The following is a 23,473-nucleotide window of genomic DNA, read 5'->3' on the forward strand; positions in this document are numbered from 1 at the left end:
TTCCTCCTATTTGACTGCTCCATCAGAGATGCCTTTGACGACATGCTTTTGAAGCAGTATGAATAATACAATAATTGGGATAATAACAATCACCAAAGCCGCCAAAGCTAAGTGCCATTGCTTGTTAAACTCCCCAAAGAAATAAAACATTTTTAAAGGAATTGTGTACATTCCTTCTTTGTTAACGCTTAGTGATGGCAACAGGTAATCATTCCAAAACCATAGTGAATTTAACACAATAATTGTCACCGTCGTCGGCTTCAGCAATGGGAAAATAATTTTCCAATAAATTTTCAGTGTACTTGCGCCGTCAATCAATGCTGCCTCATCCAACGATTTTGGTATTCCCCTTAGCGCACCATAGTACATAAATGTTGCCATACTAGTCGCCAACCCTAGATACATGACCATTAACCCAGGCTGATTAAGCATCTTCACTTTACCAAAAAGTGAAATCAACGGAATCATTATCCCTTGAAAAGGAATCAATAATCCTACAGCAATAATGAAATAAATGAGACTACTTAACCTGCTTGTGTTTCGCGATAAGGCGTAGGCTGCAAGTGATGAAACAAGAATAATTAACAGTAATGAACCAATCGTAATCAACAAAGAATTAGCTGCACTGCGGATAAAATCAAGTTTCTCTAAAGCTGTCGTATAGTTACTGAACTCTAAACTTTGAGGTAAATTCAAGGTGTTTTGAAAAATTTCAGTCTTAGTTTTAAATGAATTAATAATAATTAAGAAAAAAGGATAAAACCACAGTGCTGAAAACAATAATCCAACAACTATCACGGTTATTTTTTTAGCGTTTCTTTTTGTTTTCATTAGGCACTTATCTCCTTTTTTCGAGTAATTGAAATTTGTACAATTGAGATAATCACAATAATCACTAAGAAAATGATTGCTTTAGATTGGGCAAAACCCATTTTTCTCATAGCAAAGGCTTCGTTATAGATGTTCATTGCCGTCATTTGGGTAGAGTTAAATGGCCCGCCTTGAGTTAAAGCCAAATTTTGATCATAAATTTTAAACGCATTAGACAGTGTTAAGAATAATGTGACTGTGAAGGCTGGCATTAACATTGGTAATTTAATCTTGAAAAAGGTTTGTATAGGAGAGGCACCATCCATATCTGCTGCTTCTAATATTTCTTCTGGGATATTATTTAAAAATGAGACATATATCAGCATCATGTAGCCACTCATCTGCCAGACGAAGAGCATAACCAATCCCCAAAAACCTGTTTCAGGCGTACTCAACCACCCTTTAAAGAAACCTAGGCCGGTCAAATCACCAATACTTTCAAAAGCCTTATTAAAAATAAATTGCCAAATAAATCCTAGAATAATCCCGCCAATCAAGTTAGGCATAAAGAATACCGTTCGGAAAAAGGTTGTCCACCTTCCTAATTTTTGTGTCACCAATGTTGCGAGTAATAGCGCGATACTATTAATCAAAATAATACTCACAAGTGAAAATTTTGCTGTAAATATCAAGCTATCAATAAACCCTTTATCTTGAAAAGCCCGTAAATAATTCTGTAAGCCAATAAAGTTCCCCACTGTATTGCCATTCCAATCTGTCAGCGAATAGTACGAGCCAACTATTAGTGGAATAAACAGAACCAGTGTCAAACTGATTAATGCTGGTAACAGTAGTAACCAAAAAGATTTCGATTTATTTGTTAACATACGTCTCCTCCTCATTTGTAATTATCGTTCGCTTTCCATTAAATAGGTAGCCAACTTTCAAAAGGATCAGGACAAAAGTCAGCCCAATAATCAGCTATTGCTCGACTTTTGTCACACCACCAATTTTCTCTACTTACGCTCATCTTTCCAAGTCGTTGTAACTGTTTTAGTGAAATCCTTCCACGATAATTGGTCCGCTGTATAACCTTGGACTTGAACACCAATGACATTTTGACCAAATCCATCAGGATAAGAATTATGTACCCATGGCACTGTTTTACCATCAGCCAGATAGGTATAAATCTGATTTGAAAGAGGATCAGTTATGCTGTCGCTTGAAAAATTGGTGTAGGCAGGGATAAAGTCAAAGTCATTAATAATCGCATCCATAGCCTCCTCATTTGTATACATCCACGTTAAGAAATCAATCGAAGCATCAATTTTCTTTTGATCCTTGTCCTTGTTAACACCCCAGTACCATGCAGGTCCCGCAACAATTTTACCTTCTGATTCTTTTTCAACAAACATCGGTACCACAGCCAATTTTTCTTTTGCAAAAGTTTTATCAAGACTAGTTAATGTTGGCACAATCCAGTTCCCTTGATGAATAATTGCCGCCTTCCCTCCTGCAAATAATTCTTCCACAGATGTGCTATAATCCATAGATTCTAAGGGGGAAGCATTGTATTTTGCCGCCAGATCAAGATAGCCTTTCATCTGATTCCCATAGGTAAAAGCAAGTTCAGAAGCTTTATAGGTTTCAACCAAGCTATCATTGAACTCTGGGCCAATAAAGTTGGAACTAAACTGACTAGTTACCCATGTTTCTCCGCCACTAAAAGCAAAAACACCAGATAAGCCAAGCTCTTCTTTCTCCGCATCTAATTTTTTAACAGCGGTTTCAAAATCAGAAAAGGATTGAATTTTTTCACTATCAATTCCTGCTTTTGCAAAAATTTCTTTATTCACTAACCAGCCATAGCCTTCAATATTCATTGGCACGCCTAGTATCTTATCGCTCAGGGTGGCACCTTCTAAGGTTCCCTCCATGGCATTTTCAGCTAATTCTGTTTCGCTCAAATCGTATAATTTATGCTCCCAAGTTTGAGTATCAGATAAGCCACCAAGCATGAAAATATCTGGTTCATCTCCTGATGAGAACTTAGATTGCATCGCAGCTGTGGCATCTGTGCCACCACCAACCGTTGTCATATTGATTTTTATATCTGAATGACTTGCTTCGAATTTTTCAACAAGATCATCCATTTGCTCGGCAGTCTCTGTCTTGATATTAAAAACTTCAATGGTTGTTTTCGCTTCGCCAGATTCATCTCCAGAGCTGCCACACCCTGTCAAACTTAGCATTCCTAAGAGAGTCACCGACACTAATAGTAATTTTTTCATCTTTTATCCTCCAATAGTTTTATTCTTGAATACACTTTCATTATAGTGGGAATTAAGCTATAATGTATTCGCAATATTAATCTAAATACACGAAAATATTGATATTTACTCAGAAAGGATGCTCATAATAATGAATTCAGAACCATTTACACCTAACCCCAGCGAAAAAGATATTGACCCTTCCCTAAACGAAATAACCGAACATGGGAATAGTCTTTTTCCTTTTGCCGTGCATTTTACCACTCATAATTCTCAACGTAAATTTATGATTCATACTCATTGGCATCGTGAAATGGAAATACTTTATATTTCTCGTGGTCAGATGGAAGTCCTTATTGAAGGCAATCATTTCATTGCTCAGGAAGGCGATATCCTGTTCATCCCGCCAAATTTATTACATGGCGCCATTAATTATCAGCAATCTTCCTGCTCCTTTTTTGCGATTGTATTTGATTCTTTTTTTATTGAAAGTCACAGCTCAGATTTAATCCAACAATCATATATTGATCCGATAATTAAACATCCCGCGCAACATATCGTTCATGCAACTCATGACATTCCTAACATTAATTCATTAAGAGGATACATCGCTGAATTGGTTGATGTTTTTGCGTTAAAAAAAGAGTATTTTGAGCTGAATCTAAAAGCAACTATGCTCTTGTTTTTTCAAGCCCTCTATACGGAAAAAGAATTACTCTTTCACTTTGATCAAGCTGATGAAATTAGAAATGATATGACTTCCTATAAGTGCAAGAAAATATTACTTTTTATCGAAGAAAACTACAACACACATATCACTCTTGAAACAATCAGCACTCACATCGGCTTCAGTCAGGAACATTTTTGTCGCTTTTTCAAGAAAAATTTTCGCCTCTCCTTTTTCACTTACCTAAATAAAATGCGCATAATGAAAGCAGAGTATTTACTCTTAAATACATCTCTAAAAATTATTGATATTGCCTTTGAAAGTGGCTTTGAGGATGCCAACTACTTTGCCACTGTTTTTAAAAAAGAAATCGGCCTGACTCCCACTGCCTATCGAAAAAGTCCAAATGATCTCACACTTCTGTAATTTTCTTAATTAATAAACAGTTAAGACTTAGTTAAGAGTTTATTTGAATCAAACTTGTTAAAGTATCCCTATCAACTTAAAAGGGGAGACAAAAAATGAAATTATTAGCGAAAGATAAACAGAATCAATTGAGAGTCATTTGGGGGATTCTATACGGGTTGCTCACGCTCATTACAACGATTGGAATTTCCTTCGCAATTGGCTTTTTTCTATTCGATAAAAGCGAAAATGTTGTCAATATAATGATGGGTATCCTAGGTTCATCTATCGCAATCGCGATGACTTACTTTTTCTTAAAAAAAGGAAAATTTACCAATAAGCTCACTCAATTTGACTATTACAGTAAAAAAGGGATTAAAAAAATGCTGATTGGCAGTCTATTTGGCCTATTACTTTCGCTACCTCCTATTGGTGTGTTACTTCTGTCTAACGATGTCACCATCAATTACCATGGGATTTCATTGTTCACTTTAGTATCAGGAATTTTGACTTTTATCGGGATGGGAACACTAGAAGAATGCATTTTTCGTGGTGTAATAGAAGCAACGCTTACCAAATTTAACTCCTTGTTAACAATTTTACTATCAGCTTTGATTTTCACCTTTTCTCATACGAGATTATGGTCAAATTTTGATTGGTTAGACTTTTTTTCATTAATAAGTGCGGGTATCTGTTTTAGTGTTATTTTAAAAGTAACCAAAAGCTTTTCCTTCACTACTGGCTGTCACTTTGCTTATAATATTACCTCGGCTGTTATTATGGGCGTAGATAGCTCTGACACCGTCTTTTCTACAACTTATGTTGGGACCTATTCAGAAATATTTTTAACTATTCTCACTATTGCTATGTGTCTCATTTTCACTATTGGGTTTAGTTTATACGAAAGAAAAAGCCTTAACTCACAGAACAGAGTTGATTTACCAACTCCTACTGGAAAGTTATTGCCTGAATAAACTAAGCAAAACACTAAATAGAGAGAGGAGAAGTCTCACTATTTAGTGTTTCATTATATATTAAAAAAAACTTTGGCACGTTCTCCTCATCGTGCAACAGATTTAATGGAGAGAATTGCTAATCCGCCAATCATGGCGCAAACGAAAGAAAAGATAAAAATAGCTGAAAAACCAACTTGAGAGATTAAAAAGGCCGCCATCACAGGCGCAATTGCTTGTGTCACAGTGTTGCCTAAATTGTATATACCTAAAAAGAAGCCCACCCGTTCTTTATCAGGAATTACTTTCAAATTAAGTAAATTATCCAATGAGTTCCAAATTCCCATACCTAACCCTGCCATAAAAGCATAAACAGCAACTCCCACATCATTTTGTAAAAAGAATAAACTAAGCGCACCAACTCCGATAAAAATGGTGGACAATCCAACTGGAAATTTCAACAGGTTAAACTTATCAGAGATAGGCCCTGCAATTATCCCCATAACAATCCCAAATACTAACATAATGGTATTAATCAATTGTATAGAATGCTGAGTTGTTGCAGTATCTTTGTTTAGAAAATCAGTCATGATAAACAATAAATAACCTGTCACAGCAAAGTTCGCAACACCTTGGAATAACTTGCCAATCAACGCTAGATAGTAGTCGCGACCAATTGACCACTTAGGAAAAATTGACATTGATTGTTTGAGCGACAACTTATCAGTTGCCACTGCCTCTGACACTGTCTCTCTTTCCCCAACATTGGACGGTTCTCTGACAATCACCGCTGCAATAAGTGTCCCGATGAACGTAATCACACCAAATACGATAAACCCTAAGCGATATTGACCTAAAAAAGCGGCACCTAAGATAGTAAAACCATTGTTTCCAAGCGCCATACCTAAGCCACCATACGCACCTGAAGCCGTTCCTTTCCCACTTTCAGGAGCTAGATCTAACCAAGCTACCATTGGGGCCACGATAAAATTCAATGAGATTTGACTCAACGTCCAACAGATCAACAATAACGGAATTGTGGTTGTCATTGAAGCGAAAATAAGTGAGAGCATAAAAGCAAAGGCTCCTGAAACTAGCCACGGTGTCCGTTTACCAAATCGCGATCTAGTCCGATCAGATAAGTAACCGGCTAGCATGTTAGAAATCGCTGCAACTATCATTCCCACTGTTGAAAACAAAGCAAGTAAATTTATTTTATTATCCGCATCTAAATTTTGAATCATCGAAGGTAAAAATAGACTTGATGCGACAATGTAAGGTCCTAGCCATGATGCTGGCCCTATGATTAATCCAGGTACTAAACGTTTTAACGGTATCTCTTTCACTTTAAACATCCTCCTTGAAAACTAGTTATTTTTTTGTAAATAATAATCAAAATCTGCATAAGAATCATGTTGATGAGCATCAACTGATCCAATAAAATTAAATAGTCCCGTAAAGCCACCGATTTCTCCTGGAGCACCATTTACACCTTCATCTGACAAATACCTCACATCAATGTCATTGACCATATCTTGCCAATCTTCACTCTCGGATAATCGGTAATAAAGAGTCGCCATCCCATTTTTATAACGAATTTTTAATTCGACTCTACCTTCTGGTACTGGGCAAAGAGTCTCAACATATTCAATTCGTTCACCAAGCTTAGCCTGTAAGATAGTTAGGACAGACGAATCCGTACGTTCAGAATAAGTCACATGAAGATACAACCAATTATTAGAATCGTAATACAAGCCTAGCCCTGCTGTTTCAGAATAATGGTTCGGCTGAAACTCAACTTTTGTCTGAATATGATAGTCAAATGAAGTTGCACGTACTGCCAGAATGGCTGGATTAATTTGAGAGAAAAAGGAGTTATTTCCATAAATTCGTAGAAAGCCAGGTCGTTCACTTGTATTAACCCATTTAACCTCTTGGCTTCGGTACGGGGTCATCAAATGAGGATCATAGCTAGCACCATCAAACGTATCATACACGTCATGCGTCACTAGCCTAGATAAAGCCATTCCTTTCATCCCTTCAACTTCCATTTTGGCCAAGTTTGAGCCATCTGCCATTTCTAACCATCCATCTTCTCGCCAGTGCATTTTTTGAATAGATGTTTCTCTTCCCAAAGGGTTCAGCAATGTTCCTTCAAGAGGTCGTGACATCAGATGAGCAAGATACCACTCACCAGTTTGAGTTTCTACTAAAGAACCATGCCCCGCCTTTTGCATAATCGAATTCGGATTATACATCTCAAAATGACCAGCGTCTGGATCACCCAGAGAAAAAAGATGACGAGGTGAAGAAGTAATAATTGGTTCGCCAGAAGGATGAGGCTCATATGGCCCAAAAATTGACTTCGATCGTCCAATTTCGACTCCATGAGCATAACCAGTCCCACCTGCAGCTATTATCAAATAATAATACCCATTTCGCTTATATATTTGAGGAGCTTCGGCGCATCCTCTTGTTGTAAATCCGTGAGTGACTCGGTGCCAATTTCCGATAATCCCCCCTCTAACCAAATCAACTTCAGCAATAACAATATGACCAGGTGCTTGATACCCTTGACGCGTCTCCCATTCAAGAATAGCTAAATAATGCTTCCCATCTTCATCATGATAAATAGCAGGATCAAAGCCAATTGACGTTAGATAAATTGGCGCTGACCAGGGCCCGTTAATAGTTGGAGCTGATAAAACATAGGAATCTGAATTAAACTCCCTACCAGCCATATTGGTCATATGAGAATACGCTAGCCAATAAGTTTTAGTTACCGAGTCATAAGATAAGTGCGGAGCCCAAATGCCTGCTGGCGTATTAGTTCCACGTAAATCAACCTGTCCCTCTTTTAAAGCAAAATCTATCAACTCCCAGTTGGCCAAGTCCTTTGATTGGAATAATTGAATTGCTGGATTCCAATGAAACGTAGATGTGGCAATATAGTACACATCCTCAACACGAATAATTGAGGGATCAGGGGCCATCCCTGGAATAATCGGGTTCTTGATTGTTGTCATTTATTTTCTCCTTCTTCCTTTTGTAGTGATTTCTCTTTTACAATTAACCATCTTTTTTCGTAAAAACACTTACTAATGACGGGACTCCTAACTAAATACACTCATAAAAAAGTTAGGCGTTTTCATTTTATACTTGCTACCTTTTTGCTAATAAACTAGTTGAGATCACCTTCTTTGAAATCGGTTTCTTTTAATGAGTTTATTATAGGTAAAATAATTGGTATAATATATATCAAAAAGCATAATATTTTTACCATTTTTCGTAAAAAGGAGAGCATCTGATGAATGAAAAACCTGCATGGCTCGAAAAAATTGCTAATCTTCCTGATATAAATGCAAATATAAAATCCTTCGGCGGTCATAAACAAAAAGTGTCTCATCAATGGGTAGCAAAGCAAGAAACTCACTTTGCTTTTGAGATTATGATGATCCTTGACGGCACTCAACAAACCATTTTTGATGGCAGAGAATGTCACTTTTCTCAAGGGGATATTATCTTGATTCCACCTGGGATTGCTCATGAAAATAAATGTATTTCTCATGAAGGAATGGAGTATTTCTGTGTGCACTTTGATATTGACGATCCAACGGTTCAACAGCTGCTACTTATGTACTGCCCCGTTTTATTGGATAAAAAAAATCCTGTTTATGACAAAATTGAAACCATACTTTATACCTATGTTGAACTACTCGCCTTTGAAACTTACACAATTAAAGAGAAACTTTTGGTAGAAAAACTATTAATTGAACTGATCAGTTTTTTCTTAGAATATGCTGAACATGAGAAAGGGAAAATTACTAATTCAGATAACTCGACACTTATTTTGGCAAAAACTATCGCCGATACTATCCAAGGCAACTTTAGAAAATTTACAGAAGTCCCTATCGAACGTCATCGCTATCTTTTATCAATGGATAAAATAGCTGACTCATTGAATATCAGTAAGAGTAGTATGCTAAAAACATTTAAAAAAGTGTATCACATCAGTCCAAAACAATATCTAGATAAGTTAAAATATAACGAAGCTAAATTTTTACTTCACCAACCCAAATTATCAGTTGGCGAAATCGCCGAAATTATTGGGTATCAAAATGCGTCACACTTTTCTAGGCAATTTAAATATTGGAGTAGCGTATCACCTAAAGATTACCGAAAAAACTAAGCTCTTCACTCATTTTTGACTCCACACAAGCAAAAAAACCAGAACAATCAGCTATTCCGATTGTTCTGGTTCTTTGATTATTCTGATTATAACATTACGCTCACTCTACCCTCATTCCCATAGGATGTCCCTCACAGAACTGAATTAAATCCCATAAGTTGCCGTATAAATCTTTAAAAACTGCGACCATTCCGTATTCTGCTTGTTTTGGTTCTCTAACAAACTCGATTCCTTTTTCAACCATCTCCACATAATCTCGATCAAAATCATCTGTAGCTAAAAATAGAAACACCCTACCACCCGCTTGATTGCCGACAAACGGCTCTTGTGCTGGCTTTGAAGCTTTGGCTAGCAACAGGGGTGTTCCATTTGTCCCTGGCGGAGAAACAACAACCCAACGTTTGTCTTGCTCCGGTTGATACGTATCTTCTAACAAGATAAAATTAAGCTTTTTAGTATAAAAATCAATAGCTTCGTCGTAATCAGTTACGACTAAAGCTATATGTACTATTGCCTGTTTCATTCCCAACACTCCATCCTTATAGTTAAGCTGCCATGTCCCTTTATTTGAAACCTAGTTCGACTCCCTCACCACCATTTATAACTAACTAAATTAAAATAAAAAAAAAACGTTCACAAAGATTAGTTTTGTGTTATCATATTAAGTATCTTACCCACTCATACTTGGTAAGGGACACTTTTTATGTACTTTAACGTCATTTTTTAATCTCCTTAAATAAACTATCCTGAGCCAATTTAACTATAGAAAAATAATTTCTTTTCCTTTTTCATTATTTAAAGCTCTTCACCGTATTTATTAAGAGTTGCGCTGTAGCCATCCCAGCAATTTATTTCAATGAACTCTCCCAAAATAGTAACTGGCTGCCGGTCGTCCTCGGTCACAAAAATATCACTAGCTCCATATCGCCACTCACGTTCAAAATTAGAAGACAACTTAACCAATTCAAGCTCCCCATAAATCAAATAGCCCTCAGCAAACGGCATGATTTCATAAAATATTCCCCATTCAGAAAACGCTGGATGAATCATTACTTCATATGTTGACAAATTAAGCGTTAAAACCGAACAGCCAAAAAGAAAAATAAACTGGGTATCACTTAACACAACACTGCCGTATGTAAAAAATGGCGCAACTATCAGAACGCTCTTCTCATTTCCACAACTATCAGAAATAACCAGTCGCCACGCAGTGTAGTTATCATTTTTCCGATACTGATTTGGGTTTATCACACAATCTACTGGCCTATTATCGGTTGACTCAAGTGTATATGTTTGATCATTTTCTAACCTAACTACATAGTCTTGATTGGCTAAACGACTCATCACACCTCTCCTTTATCCCATATTTTAATTAATTTTCTTACCAATAGTCATATTTTTACGCCATTGAGGTGCTTCACCAATATCTGCCCAATATTCCTCTAACCGGTGAATCTTATCACCTTTTAGTGTAATAAATGATGTGACAAAAAAGGCCAACTCTTTCGTAAAGACCTTTGACACAGCTACTATTTCCTCTTCTAACTGTATCATCTTAACCACTGCGCCCTCCCATTTTCCCGGGTATTGACACGTTGCTCTGATGTAATCCGACACAGTAAATTGTTCATCAGTACATGGCCATAAAATTTCTGCTTCCAAAGTAAAAAAATCTCCTAATAGCGTTTCATTTTGTTTAACTACACACGCTATAAACTGCTGTGTAAATTCTTGATGAGACATATTTATCCAATTCCTCCCATACTTTAGTTTGTGTTCCCCATTATCTAGAGAATTGAAGTCCACAATCGGCTAACACTGCCTCCATCTTTGGAAGTGATGCTGGTCCAACCCCATGAAAAGCTAGAACCTCCTTTTTAGATAGCCTAGCTAATTTTTCAAATGAATCAATACCATTGTGAAGCAACGCACTTCTCGCAGGTTTTGATAAAGTCGCTAAAAATTGGTCGTATGTCATAAAATTATTCCCCTTCTCTTTAATTTTCATCCATCACTATCTACTTACCCATTATGCTATAAAACGAATAAATCAAACGAATAAATTACTCACTCAGATACTAGCGCCACCTCCGCCGCTACTGCCGCCTCCTCCTGAATAGTCGCTTCCACCTGAAGACCAATCTCCACTGCCACTTGATCTCGAACCCCTAGTCCCATCAGAGTCCCCTCGACTAAAAATCGCACCAATAACAGAGAAAAGAATATAAACACCAAAATCTACCATTAAAATAAATTTTAACACCATTAAAAATACTGTCACAATAGATGGAACTGTCGCCAGTACACTGCTTTTAACTAACGGATGGCTTAATGGCAAGTCACTTAAACTTTCTTTGCCGTCCTCTAGCCGAATCATAGTAGTTAATTCCTGAAAAACAGCTAATAAACCTGCTGTCACCTGTTTTTTATCCTGACTCTTAAGCTTAGCTTGTTGGCTCCTTAACAATTGGCCAGCTAGGCTATCCGTTATAAGCCCTTCTAAACCATATCCTACTTCAATTCTTACATTGTGACTACCACCATTTCGAGCAAATAGTACTAGCAGGCCATTATCAAACTCTTTTTGCCCAATTTGCCAATGATTAAACGTATCAGCTACATACCGATCAAAGTCAGCCCCACTTTCATCAATTAACGCTAATACAACTTGCGGCTTTTCTTGTGTCAACATGAATTGACGGTTAGTTGTCATAACTAAATTTTTTTGTTCCTCATTTAACCAGCCAAGCTCATCCATCACATAAAACTCACTCGATCTATCAGGCAACGCTTTGCCATCCCTTAAAATAAGTGATGAAGAAACAGCGGGTAACTTGTGGACAGGATTAAGAAAAGTTAACTCAGTCAAACTCTCTTCTGTTCTAAAACGGACAATATCACTGATTGTTAAGGACGAATTATCAATCATCGCCTTTCCGATATTGGCTACATATAGACCAACGGTTCCTCCTAAAATAAAAAGAATATGTAGCCCAACAACCACTTTTATTGCCACATTAATTAGACGCTTTTTCCATCGCTTATTTTCTTTTTTTGTCAGCTTCTCGTCTTGCTTTTTAGCTAGTTGCTTTTCCTGTTCTCGTTTGCGCCGTTTCAATAACACTTGCTGATAGCTACTCTCAGCATACTCACTATCACTATCTATCAAATACCCGGCCGCTACTATAGCATCCATGGCAAACATTCCTAAGCCGATTCCCAGCATCCCCAACGGAAAAACCAAAATAACTTCCTGCTCAGCTAAAACCACCCAACCTTGACACCAAATAAAAGCCGATAAAAAAATAAGACTCTTAATTGTCACAGCAGAATAATTAAGATATTTAATCACTTTATCAGTCAGTTTATCCCGATAAACAGCGATTACTCCCTTTAAGACTAAAATAATAACCATCCCTAACAGCAACCAGATTAAGACTTTCTCCACTGCTTTTCCACTATCTAGATAATCGGCCAACCAAAATATTGCTCCCAGAATTAAATAAACACTTAGTAAAAGTGTGCTTCCAAGACTTATCAAAGCGGCTCGTTTAAATCCCGTTTGTTGATAGAGACGCTTACGAATTAATTGGCCTAAACTAATTAAACTAACAACATAACCTAAGATCGTTAGGATATTATGCAAACCGCCCACGACTGGACTACCATTAGTTTCTGCAAAATGCGTCGATTCATACGCTACAAAAACAAGAGCCACAACCAATCCTAACCATAACCATAAATTGCTCGCCAATAATGAGCCTCAACATGCTCATTTCGCCATTTTTGATAGTTTGATATTGGTAGCTTTTTTTTATCTACATGACTTTTTTTTGTTTTATTATTTTTACTCATAACTCACACCAACCACTTCTTTTTTGAACCTATTTTGAACGAAAACGACATGAACCTCTATTTATTCCCCCAAACTACCTCTTCATCACAAAATGACAATTCTTTGATTGTGTTATTATATCATGCTTGCTATAGCGAATGAAAACTTTCTAATAACCACTGACCTTTCAACAAAAACTGTTCAATTTTCATTTCATAAAACCAACAAACAAACTAATCTATCGACAAACAAACATTTACCCTCTTTTTTTACACTTAATATACATATTTTGGTATTGATTGTTTTACCTATCTACCTTACAATTAACTTAACGCTATTTCTACAGTAGCGATCCAATCTCCTCCCTTGCCAACCTCAATGTGCAAGGGTGTTTTGATTTGAGCTTAATAAGGGAAACATAACTTTCAATTTATGCAAAATTTACTTAAAAAAATGATTCGTTACATGACAAGTTCCTGTGATATATTAAGAATATAATTTTGTCTATGAAGTAATTCCCTAGATACTATTTTTCCTAACAACACACTTCATAACTAATTATTTTGCGGGCGAGACAATTGTCTCGCCTTCTTTGGTTTAACCAACCATCAAGTAAAACCGAGATATTTCCTCCTAAATTTAACCTATTTATCCAAACTAAAGTAGCTCTACTTAAAAAATGGCAAAACAAGGAAAAACTCATTAACCAAAACACATAAAAATGGTTGACATTGGCTATTTTAACAGCTATCATAAACAAAACATTACTCTATTATAGCGAAAATCAAGGAGGAATAAGATGACAAGAGCACCATTCAAAAATGATAGTGTCGGTAGTTTTTTACGACCAGAAGTTTTAAAAACTGCCCGAGAGCACTATAAAAACCAGCTAATTTCATACGATGAATTAAGGGCCATTGAAGATGAGGCAATCATTGACTTAATAGAAAAACAAAAAAAATATGGTCTGAAATCAGTCACTGATGGGGAATTTAGACGCCGTTGGTGGCATTTGGATTACATTGTTAACTTGAAAGGTATCACTAAACTCTCTTTAGGCGATGCCACCATTTTCCAAGGGGTCAAAGCTAAAGATGTTGAAAGCTATTACGTTAGTGGCAAAGTTGAATTTGATGCTAATCATCCTTTTTTAGCAGATTTCAAATTTGTTAAAGAACATGCTGGTGAGGCACTGGCTAAGCAAACAATTCCGGGACCATGTATGATCTATTTCTCTGGGGCTTTAGCTTCGAAAGACTACCTAGCTAATCCAACTTATAGTAGCTTAAGCGACTTAGAAAACGATATCGTCCAAACGTATCAAGACGCGATTCAAGCTTTTTATGATGCAGGCTGTCGCTATTTACAATTAGATGACACTGCTTGGGGAGCTTTAACTGACTCAAAATACGACGCTCTATTAGCTGCCGCGGGTCTCGAGCCAAAAGCATTGCTAGAAAAATTTGAAGAATTGACTCGTCGTTCATTAGCCAATAAGCCTGCTGATCTTGCAGTGACCTTCCATACTTGTCGCGGCAATTTCCAATCCTCTTGGTTATATGAAGGTAGTTTTGATCTGATTCTCGAGCATTTATTTAGCATAGAAGAGTTTGATGGTTTCTTTATTGAATACGATTCAGAGCGAGCAGGAGATTTCAAGCCCTTAAATAGCCTCCGTAAGCAAAAAATCGTTCTAGGCTTAGTCACCTCCAAAACACCTGAATTAGAAACAATGACTGACTTAATCGCACGTGTTAAAGAAGCCAATCAATTCGTACCTTTAGAACAAATTTGTGTCTCTCCTCAGTGTGGCTTCGCCTCAACCGAGGAAGGCAACCACTTAACAGAAGACGAACAGTGGGCAAAAGTCCAACTCTGTACTGACTTAGCTAAAGAAATTGAAAAACTTTAAAACTAGGGCGTGACTTTTTGTCACGCTCTAGTTTTGCTTCATATATATTGTACGATAAACACGCTGCAAGAGTTAAGGTATCAAAGTTAACGTAGTGCTCGGAGTAAAACGACTTTTGTCACGGCTCCTTTACTTTCATGACTCAATCGACCTGCCTAGATAAGAGACTTACCTAAAAATGTCATATTATTCCATTCTTCAAAACCGTTCTTTGTGTAGAAATTCACTATATTAGTTATTCTATCAGTTAATAGGTACATGTTATTGACGTCACTATCCTTCAACACACCCTCTAATTCAGCTAGTAATTGACTACCGATACCACTGTGTTGTTTCGTAAAAATAACCCCCATTTCCTTGATGCGAAAATAAGAATCTCCATGCACATCTTCTCGAATCCCCAAAACAAAGCCACATGCTTCTGAATCTATCGAGCAAATCAAACCGTAAAAACCCTCTGAATGAATCAATTGTTTCATCTTATTCGCTGCTGCTTTTAATGTCCATTGATTATGCCAAGGCGGCCCATTAAAGACTGATACATATAATTCTGATAACTCTAAGACATCCAATATACTGATTTCATTAACATCCAATTTCCCGCCCCCTTGTTCATTTTTAACGCTATACAACGATATGATAGCGTTATCATTATAAATCCATAACTTATTATAATAATATATGTTTTCATTGTCAATATAGACACTTTTATTCAGACTAAAAACAAAATAGAAGGGGACAAAAGTCCTCCCCTTCGTTTCACAAATGCAATACAATTCTTACTCTAAACTAAATCACATAGGGGGTTCAGTCGATTGTTCCTGAGCCGCAGTTGGAACCGCCCCGGCCAATTTTTCCCTAACCTTTAGTGGCAACTCTTCTTGTGACACCTCTTCCCATGTTTTGACAAACTTCCCTTTAGCCTCTAATTTTAGAAAAGCCCCTTCTCTCAGCTCATCTCCAGCATAGAATGACACTTTATAACTACTTCCGTCTTCTTTATAAGCATCCTGATAATACATGTAACCACCTGGCTCTTGCTTAGTTCCATGCTCATTCGCCGTTAACACATAAACATCCTCCTTTGAAACAAAGGGATTAAATCGATCTATTTGTTGAGCCAAATCATTGTCAGTTGTTTGCTCATCTGGAAGCAATGCCTTTCCAATAACCAAAACGGCGACCCCTAATACGATGATTGATACAACAGCTTTAATTAATTTCATTTTTATTTCTCCTTCTATCACTTGATATATTTATTATTAACTATCTCCCTTTTCTTTTCATCAAGCCAGAGGCGGACGCTAAAATCCACCTAGAGTCTTAATCATCAACGCTATCAAGAGATGACAGGGCTCTCTTTTTTGGCGCCTTACAATAATGTTAGTTTTTCGTTATATTAAACACACCTAACCCATTTAAAACATTAAAATTCCACACATATAAAACGTTATATTAAAACGTTTTTTGAATAAAAAAAGACCGCCTCCTTTGCAAGAGAAACGGTACTTATAAATTTTTATTAATGTGAATCCTGAATTCGTTTAAACATCTTTTCCATATCAGTATTATTAAAATGAATCAACACAGGCCGACCATGAGGACAATTAAACGGATTCTCACATTTGGCCAAATCCTCTAATAAAATCCGTGCTTGCTCATCATTTAAATAATGATTGGCCTTAATCGATTGCTTACAGCTCATCATAATCGCTGTATCTTCGCGAAACTTCGCAACACTAGCTTGACCAGTCGTTAAAACTAAATCAATCATTTCGCGAATAATCGTCTCCTCTTTCCCACTTGGATACCACGTAGGATGAGCCCTAACAATAAAACTGTTCTGACCAAAGGACTCCAAGTGAATCCCAACTGATGCCAGATTATCCGTTTGTTCTTGAATTTTCAGCACATCACTATTAGGATAATCCAAAACAATCGGGACCAACAACTCCTGTAAATCTGTCCCTACCTCACCAATTTTTTCACGAAAATACTCATACTTAATCCGTTCCTGAGCCGCATGCTGATCGATGATATACAGCCCTTCAACGCTTTGAGCAAATAGATAAGTTCCGTGCATTTGCCCAAAATACTCTAACTCTGGGAAACGCCCGTTTGACGTATCTTGAGTCTCCAAGTCTAACTCTAGAGTTTCTTCCACTTCTGGACCAAAAGGCAGATCAAATTTCTGATTATCTACATGCCCTAAATCGACAATTTTAGCAGGTGACTCTGCTTCAAGAACTGCTGTTGACTCTGATACCACTGTCACATCCTCCTGTGGTCTATTAGCTGGCGTCCCACTCTCTAACTGAACAGGAGCTTCAACAGCCTTAGACTCCTTATCAGGGACATAGAAGCGCCCTTCTGCAGCATCATAGGCTAATCCTTGCTCTTTAAAACTTGGGGGACGATGACTTTGATGACGGCTAATGCCCGTACTCTCAATCGCTGTCGTCTCCAATGGCATCCGAATTTGCTCTAATTTCTTTTCCTTCGGCGCTTGACGATTAAATCCTAGATTATTTGCAGCATTAGGAATTAGCTGTTGTTCCCCTAAAGCTTCTTGAATCGCTCTAACAATCAATGCCATCAGCTCTTTTTCTTTACTCAACCGAACCTCTTGCTTAGTAGGATGAACATTCACATCCACTAACAGTGGGTCCATCTCAATTTTAATCACCGCTAAAGGAAAACGCCCTACCATCAACTTCGAGCCATACCCCTCAACAATTGCCTTATTTAATAAGTAATTACGAATATATCGACCATTAATAATGATTGATAAATAGTTACGACTTGCACGTGTTAATTCAGGTAATGACACAAAACCAGAAACATTAAAATCCAGATCCTCCTGCCCAATCTGCATCATCTTTTTCGCCGTTCCCACACCATAAATCCCGGCTATCGCCTGTTTAATATCACCATTTCCTGTTGTACTTAACATTTTATTGCCATCATGTACCAACCTAAAGGCAATTTGAGGATGACTCATCGCCAATCGATTAATAATATCTCCCACATTAGCTAACTCGGTTTGAATTGTTTTAACATACTTCAACCGAGCAGGAGTATTAAAAAACAGGTTTTCAACCGTGATTTTTGTCCCTTTCCGCAGTGCATTGGGCTTGTGTTCCAGAACCTTGCCACCTTCAAGACGAACAAAACTTCCCTCGCCTTCACCTGTAGAGGTTTCCAAGGTCATTTCCGACACAGAAGCAATACTCGGTAAAGCCTCCCCGCGAAATCCTAATGTCCGGATTCGAAAAAGATCATCACGGGTGTGAATTTTACTAGTTGCATGACGCTTAAACGCACTCAGCACATCGTCATTTTCAATCCCATCACCATTATCAATGACCTGAATTTTTCGCAAACCTGCTTCTTCAAGATAGATATCAATCTGACTGCTATTGGCGTCTATCGCATTTTCAACTAGCTCTTTAACAACTGATGCCGGTCTTTCAACCACTTCTCCTGCCGCAATCTGATTCGCTAGCATCTCTGATAATTCTTGAATTTTACTCATGTCATCGAGCTCCTTTCACCCAGACAGCTTCACTTCTCGCAATCACTCTTCTAGAATAGCTTCACGAGTTCTCCCGTGAAGCCTCATAAACATATATATATAGACTAGTCCCTAGCCTCTTAATTAAATCCTTTTTTGAAGCTCATACAGCATATTCAGCGCGTCCATCGGGGTCATCTCAAGTAAATTCATCCGTTTAACCGTATCAATGACGCTCAACTCCTCAGTAGAAACCTCTGAAAACAATGATAACTGTCCAGCTTCTTTCTCTACAACAGGCGACGCTTGACTTTGCTTAGGAGCCTGAGCACCTGCTTCCAATGACGTCAAAATCATTGAGGCACGCTCTAATAATTCAACTGGCAACCCCGCCAACTTAGCAACGTGAATCCCATAACTTTTATCGGCTGGGCCATCCATCATCTTATGAAGAAAAACTACCTCACCGTCTTTTTCAACCGCGCCCACATGGACATTCACCAAGCCCTCAAGAGACTGATCCAGCTCCGTTAACTCATGGTAATGGGTCGAGAAGAGGGTTTTAGCCTTCACATTTTGATGAATGTATTCAATAATCGCCTCTGCTAACGCCATCCCATCATACGTCGCCGTTCCTCGGCCAATTTCATCAAAAAGAATCAAACTATTTTTAGTCGCATGACGTAACGCTTCATTTGCCTCCATCATCTCAACCATAAATGTACTTTGTCCTGAAATCAAATCATCCGATGCACCGATTCGCGTAAATATCTGATCAAATATTGGCATCTCTGCAGACTCCGCGGGCACAAAACACCCCATTTGAGCCATCACAACTGTTAGAGCCAATTGGCGCATATACGTACTTTTACCCGACATATTCGGACCAGTAATTAAGAAAATAGTCGTCTCTGGTGCCATTTTCACACTATTTGGTACATATTCTTGATGCCCCATCACTTTTTCTACTACTGGATGGCGTCCCTCAACTAATTGTAAATTATGACTATTGGCTTTCATAATCGGACGAGTGTATTGATATTTTTCACTCACCGTCGCAAAGCTCTGCAAAACATCAATGGCTGCCACCGATTTTGCTAACTTTTGAAGTCGCCCAATCGACGCTTTAATTTTCTCACGAACCTCTAAAAATAATTGATATTCCAGATCTTGAGACTTTTCTTCTGCTTCTAAAATCAAGGTTTCCGTCTCTTTTAATTCTGGTGTAATAAAACGCTCAGCATTAGTCAGTGTTTGCTTCCGGTCATAGCGGCCTTCTGGCAAATTAGCCAATTGACCTTTCGTCACCTCGATATAGTAACCAAACACGCGATTGAACCCAATTTTCAGGTTTTTAATCCCTGTATCCTGTCGCTCCTTAGCTTCCATCTCAGCAATCCATTGCTTGCCATGACTCATTGCATCACGGTACGTATCCAACTGTTTATTATAGCCATCTTTAATAACACCGCCATCCATAATTGTCAGCGGAGCCTCATCAATAATCGCCGTATCAATCAATTCAACTACATCCGTTACCGGATCTAAATCGAGCAACAAATCATTCCATTGCCCCTGATTAATCCCCTCAATCAGCAAACGAATTTGTGGAATCTGCTCAAGCGATGTCTTCAACTGAATCATATCACGACCATTGACACTACCGAAAGCAACCCGGCCAGCTAAACGCTCCAAGTCATAAACTTTTGTCATAGCCGCCTGTAAATCAGCACGCTCAAAAAACGCCTCAATTAGACTTTGAACCATTTCCTGACGCTGATTAATTTTTTGTTCTTGAATCAACGGACGATCTAGCCACTGCTTTAGTAAGCGTCCGCCCATAGCCGTCTTCGTTTCATCTAGTAACCAAAGCAAGGTCCCTTGCTTCTTTCCTGTCCGAATCGACTGAGACAGCTCCAAATTAAATTTTGAATAATGATCCATCTTTAAAAAATGCGCAGGTTGATAATTTGCCGCTTTTTGGATATGTCCTAAGCTACGTTTCTGCGTTAAGCTCAAATATGCCAATAATTTATTAACAACCTCTTGCTCCAACTCAGACGTTAAATCAGCGGTAATAAAGCTAGATTCAGCGGTGTCAGCCACATCAAATTGTTCAGAGAAAATCACCTCTAATCGCTGCGTCAATTTATCCTTTAAGCTCTCTGACAACTGACTCCCTAAAACAACTTCACGAGTTTGCAAACTTGACGCTTCATTCAGCACACTTTCCTCATCAAAAAGAGTACTCGCCTTCAATTCCCCTGTACTTAAGTCAACATAAGCAAAACCAAATTGTTGATGACGTTCATCTGCCACAATCGCAGTTAAATAATTATTTTCCTTCGCATCCAGACCCTTTGATTCCATAACAGTCCCTGGCGTTACGAGTTGAACTACCTCACGCTTCACCATACCAACAGTCGTTTTAGGGTCTTCAACCTGCTCGCAGATTGCCACTTTATAACCTTTTTCAATCAATGAATCAATATAGCCTTGAGCTGCGTGATGAGGAATACCACACATAGGAATCGGATTATCCGCATTACGATTGCGACTAGTCAATGTCAACTCTAATAACTGAGAAGCATTAATTGCATCTTCATAAAACATTTCATAAAAATCACCTAATCGATAAAAGAGGAACGCATCTTCATAGTCCTTCTTAATCGCAAAATATTGCTCCATCATCGGCGTATGTTTTGTTTTTTCTGCCAAAAATCATTCACATCCTTAATCGTTTGGTTCCAACTGCGTCTTCAATAAATCTTCGTAAGTTAAGTCCAACTGGAGATTGACCTGAGCTTCCAATAAATGAGTCAAATGCTGCAATAAATCATTAGCTTCAATCAATTTTTCTCGATAGCGAATAACTAGTGGATGATCATCAAAAGTCATCGTCAATTCATCCGCTTTTTTTATCGCCTGCTTTTCAGCCTCTGGTTTTCCATAATGAGCGAATTTAACCGCTTGTTTCTGGTACTCTTTTATCTCATCAGTCATTGCCACCAACCCTTGGTGATCTTGAACCTTCGCTTCAATTTTTTTATAATCTTGAATAATATCACTCTTATCCAACAGCAACAATAAGCGATTTAAGGCTTGTTGGACCTCTTCATCCATTACGAATCCAGTCTCTCTCTTCATTCGTATTACCTATCTTCCTTAATCTCTGAAGGGATGATCATCATTAATCTGTCCCACTTCAATGTTTTTAGCTTTACCCGTCGCATCATCTAGCTCAATCACACAATAAGAAAGGTTGCTACGACCACTTTCAACTACCTCAAAACGATGAGGTAAAGCTGTTCGGAATTTACCTATTACAGGCTCCCGCTTCATCCCTAAAATACCATCAAAAGGTCCAGTCATCCCTACATCCGTTAGATAGGCCGTCCCTTCAGGTAAAATCCGAGCATCATTCGTTTGAACATGGGTATGTGTCCCAACAACTGCTGACACACGACCATCTAAAAACCAGCCCATCGCTTGCTTTTCACTCGTTGTTTCTGCATGAAAATCAACAAAAATCAACGGTGTCCGTTGACGAGCTTCTGCCACAAAATCATCAATCACTTTAAACGGATCATCAATATCAGCCATAAACACTCGGCCTTGAAGATTGATAACAGCTAGCTCCACTTGATTAACCTTCACATAGACAATCCCTTTACCTGGCGTCGTCGCTTCTGGAAAATTAACTGGGCGAATCATCTTTTTAGCATCCTCAATAAACTCGAAAATATCTCGATTATCCCATGTATGATTTCCTAAAGTAACCACATCTACCCCATCTTGTAAAAACTTCTTATATATTTTTTCAGTGATTCCGCGACCTGCTGCCGCATTCTCACCATTTAAAATTGTGACTTGTGGCCGGAATTTTTTCTTTAATTTAGGCAAATACAAACTGACCGTATCTCTCCCTAAAGAACCGACAACATCTCCAACAAATAATAAACGCATAACTGCTTCCTCTTCTCTATATAAACCAATTGTTTTAGCATCTTTCTGCTTGCATAGTCCTTTATCCATTTTAACAATAATTAAGGCTAAAAGAAAGTAAATCAGCAATCCCTACAACTTCACGACAAGCTAGCAGAACAAATAAGGCAAGCCTTCTTGAAAACACCTTTCTAGAAAACTTGCCTCTTTATTCAATTAATCTCCCCAACTAAGGCGCTGCCGCCACCGAAACATTTAATACTTGCCCCTCGTGAAGCACATCATCAGCTAGACTGTTCGCACTTCTCAACTCATCCAATGTCATCCCATTAATTGCGGCAATCGCAGATAAAGTATCCCCTGACTGAACAATATAGGTTTTAGTCCCATTAGGATTTGGTGTAACCACTCCACCTGCTGGATCTGCCTCTGGTTGTGGCTGCCCCTCCACTGGAGTTGCTTCTGTCGCTTGGCTCTCTGTCGTTACAGGTTTCAACATCTTTGAATCATCTGTTTCTTGAACATTGCCTGTATTAGGCAACCGCTGTTCGATTGACATCATTTGCTGCTCCATCGCCTCATACTTTTTCTCATGTCCAAGCGATAAATAAATCAAAAAGCTCATGCCAGCTGTTAATATCAGTAAAAATAAAATCAAAACTGTTCCTAAAAGTCCCAGTCCTGATTGAGAGTGTTCACGCTCATTATGATTGCTATTAGTTGTATTATTCACGTTAGCATTAGCGATTCTCGCTTGAGCACGGCTCGCTCGTGTTGCTGTAATCTCTTCTGCTTCAGGCACTTCAAATTGTTCTTCGTCCACGTCACTAAACTTCCTTTCCTACTATATCCACATAACTACAACAAAAAATAAACGTTATTTGATTATTATATTAAACACGATACACGTTCCAGTTTATCATTTTCTGCCTCATCAAACAACTGAAATTTTCAGAATCCCCCCTCGTTCCCA

General features: G+C 38.1%; 22 protein-coding genes. 4 read left to right on the forward strand and 18 right to left on the reverse strand.

Going from position 1 to position 23,473, the window contains the following annotated elements; translation table 11 throughout:
- Positions 1–6: 6 nt before the first annotated feature.
- The 3 genes from AC5KOD_RS00290 to AC5KOD_RS00300 all read right to left on the reverse strand — a co-directional run bounded on the left by AC5KOD_RS00290 (position 7) and on the right by AC5KOD_RS00300 (position 3,101).
- Positions 7–831, reverse strand: coding sequence for a carbohydrate ABC transporter permease (locus tag AC5KOD_RS00290; protein WP_496912553.1), 825 nt, complete (start codon positions 829–831; stop codon positions 7–9).
- Positions 831–1,697: a carbohydrate ABC transporter permease gene (locus tag AC5KOD_RS00295; RefSeq protein ID WP_496912554.1), complete on the reverse strand. Its 867-nt coding sequence runs from the start codon at positions 1,695–1,697 to the stop codon at positions 831–833. The genes AC5KOD_RS00290 and AC5KOD_RS00295 overlap by 1 nt, the downstream gene beginning before the upstream one ends.
- A gap of 129 nt (positions 1,698–1,826) precedes the next feature.
- On the reverse strand, positions 1,827–3,101 hold the full coding sequence (locus AC5KOD_RS00300) for an ABC transporter substrate-binding protein (protein WP_496912555.1): 1,275 nt from the start codon (positions 3,099–3,101) through the stop codon (positions 1,827–1,829).
- 130 nt (positions 3,102–3,231) lie between these two features.
- Here AC5KOD_RS00300 and AC5KOD_RS00305 point away from each other — a divergent pair, with 130 nt between their 5' ends.
- The gene (locus AC5KOD_RS00305) at positions 3,232–4,173 is read left to right on the forward strand and encodes a helix-turn-helix transcriptional regulator (protein ID WP_496912556.1); all 942 of its coding nucleotides are present in this window, start codon (positions 3,232–3,234) and stop codon (positions 4,171–4,173) included.
- A gap of 95 nt (positions 4,174–4,268) precedes the next feature.
- On the forward strand, positions 4,269–5,126 hold the full coding sequence (locus tag AC5KOD_RS00310; RefSeq protein ID WP_496912557.1) for a CPBP family intramembrane glutamic endopeptidase: 858 nt from the start codon (positions 4,269–4,271) through the stop codon (positions 5,124–5,126).
- An 86-nt stretch (positions 5,127–5,212) separates the two neighbouring features.
- Here AC5KOD_RS00310 and AC5KOD_RS00315 read toward each other — a convergent pair whose 3' ends face one another.
- Complete coding sequence (locus tag AC5KOD_RS00315) at positions 5,213–6,451, reverse strand: MFS transporter (RefSeq protein ID WP_496912558.1); 1,239 nt, start codon at positions 6,449–6,451, stop codon at positions 5,213–5,215.
- A gap of 21 nt (positions 6,452–6,472) precedes the next feature.
- Complete coding sequence (locus AC5KOD_RS00320) at positions 6,473–8,131, reverse strand: glycoside hydrolase family 43 protein (protein WP_496912559.1); 1,659 nt, start codon at positions 8,129–8,131, stop codon at positions 6,473–6,475.
- Positions 8,132–8,412: 281 nt separating this feature from the next.
- Between AC5KOD_RS00320 and AC5KOD_RS00325 the strand changes: the two genes are divergently transcribed.
- On the forward strand, positions 8,413–9,294 hold the full coding sequence (locus AC5KOD_RS00325; RefSeq protein ID WP_496912560.1) for a helix-turn-helix domain-containing protein: 882 nt from the start codon (positions 8,413–8,415) through the stop codon (positions 9,292–9,294).
- Between the two features lie 100 nt (positions 9,295–9,394).
- Here AC5KOD_RS00325 and AC5KOD_RS00330 read toward each other — a convergent pair whose 3' ends face one another.
- From AC5KOD_RS00330 to AC5KOD_RS00355, 6 genes are all read right to left on the reverse strand, one after another.
- Positions 9,395–9,817 carry a VOC family protein gene (locus tag AC5KOD_RS00330; RefSeq protein ID WP_496912561.1) on the reverse strand — a complete coding sequence of 141 codons (423 nt, stop codon included), beginning with the start codon at positions 9,815–9,817 and terminating at the stop codon, positions 9,395–9,397.
- Between the two features lie 272 nt (positions 9,818–10,089).
- Positions 10,090–10,638 carry a hypothetical protein gene (locus AC5KOD_RS00335; RefSeq protein ID WP_496912562.1) on the reverse strand — a complete coding sequence of 183 codons (549 nt, stop codon included), beginning with the start codon at positions 10,636–10,638 and terminating at the stop codon, positions 10,090–10,092.
- A 24-nt stretch (positions 10,639–10,662) separates the two neighbouring features.
- Positions 10,663–11,037, reverse strand: a complete 375-nt coding sequence (locus AC5KOD_RS00340; protein WP_496912563.1) for a nuclear transport factor 2 family protein — start codon at positions 11,035–11,037, stop codon at positions 10,663–10,665.
- Between the two features lie 40 nt (positions 11,038–11,077).
- Positions 11,078–11,302 (reverse strand): helix-hairpin-helix domain-containing protein, encoded by a 225-nt coding sequence (locus tag AC5KOD_RS00345; RefSeq protein WP_496912564.1) that lies wholly within the window; start codon positions 11,300–11,302, stop codon positions 11,078–11,080.
- 63 nt (positions 11,303–11,365) lie between these two features.
- Positions 11,366–13,048 (reverse strand): TPM domain-containing protein, encoded by a 1,683-nt coding sequence (locus tag AC5KOD_RS00350; RefSeq protein WP_496912565.1) that lies wholly within the window; start codon positions 13,046–13,048, stop codon positions 11,366–11,368.
- A complete protein-coding gene (locus AC5KOD_RS00355; RefSeq protein ID WP_496912566.1) occupies positions 13,021–13,149 on the reverse strand; it encodes a hypothetical protein in 129 nt (42 codons plus the stop codon). Before AC5KOD_RS00355 ends, AC5KOD_RS00350 begins: the two co-directional genes overlap by 28 nt.
- 779 nt (positions 13,150–13,928) lie before the next feature.
- Between AC5KOD_RS00355 and AC5KOD_RS00360 the strand changes: the two genes are divergently transcribed.
- Positions 13,929–15,041, forward strand: a complete 1,113-nt coding sequence (locus AC5KOD_RS00360) for a 5-methyltetrahydropteroyltriglutamate--homocysteine S-methyltransferase (RefSeq protein WP_496912567.1) — start codon at positions 13,929–13,931, stop codon at positions 15,039–15,041.
- 155 nt (positions 15,042–15,196) lie between these two features.
- On the opposite strand, the gene AC5KOD_RS00365 is transcribed toward AC5KOD_RS00360, so the two are convergent.
- From AC5KOD_RS00365 to AC5KOD_RS00395, 7 genes are all read right to left on the reverse strand, one after another.
- Complete coding sequence (locus tag AC5KOD_RS00365) at positions 15,197–15,637, reverse strand: GNAT family N-acetyltransferase (protein WP_496912568.1); 441 nt, start codon at positions 15,635–15,637, stop codon at positions 15,197–15,199.
- A 198-nt stretch (positions 15,638–15,835) separates the two neighbouring features.
- On the reverse strand, positions 15,836–16,267 hold the full coding sequence (locus AC5KOD_RS00370) for a YxeA family protein (RefSeq protein ID WP_496912569.1): 432 nt from the start codon (positions 16,265–16,267) through the stop codon (positions 15,836–15,838).
- Positions 16,268–16,563: 296 nt separating this feature from the next.
- Positions 16,564–18,576 (reverse strand): DNA mismatch repair endonuclease MutL, encoded by a 2,013-nt coding sequence (gene mutL, locus AC5KOD_RS00375; RefSeq protein ID WP_496912570.1) that lies wholly within the window; start codon positions 18,574–18,576, stop codon positions 16,564–16,566.
- Between the two features lie 123 nt (positions 18,577–18,699).
- Positions 18,700–21,273, reverse strand: a complete 2,574-nt coding sequence (gene mutS / locus AC5KOD_RS00380) for a DNA mismatch repair protein MutS (RefSeq protein WP_496912571.1) — start codon at positions 21,271–21,273, stop codon at positions 18,700–18,702.
- Between the two features lie 15 nt (positions 21,274–21,288).
- Positions 21,289–21,702 carry a YlbF family regulator gene (locus tag AC5KOD_RS00385; protein WP_496912572.1) on the reverse strand — a complete coding sequence of 138 codons (414 nt, stop codon included), beginning with the start codon at positions 21,700–21,702 and terminating at the stop codon, positions 21,289–21,291.
- Between the two features lie 18 nt (positions 21,703–21,720).
- A complete protein-coding gene (locus AC5KOD_RS00390) occupies positions 21,721–22,521 on the reverse strand; it encodes a TIGR00282 family metallophosphoesterase (protein WP_496912749.1) in 801 nt (266 codons plus the stop codon).
- A gap of 208 nt (positions 22,522–22,729) precedes the next feature.
- On the reverse strand, positions 22,730–23,323 hold the full coding sequence (locus tag AC5KOD_RS00395; protein WP_496912573.1) for a LysM peptidoglycan-binding domain-containing protein: 594 nt from the start codon (positions 23,321–23,323) through the stop codon (positions 22,730–22,732).
- Positions 23,324–23,473: the final 150 nt, after the last annotated feature.

It is taken from the genome of Vagococcus sp. WN80Y (assembly GCF_059621045.1).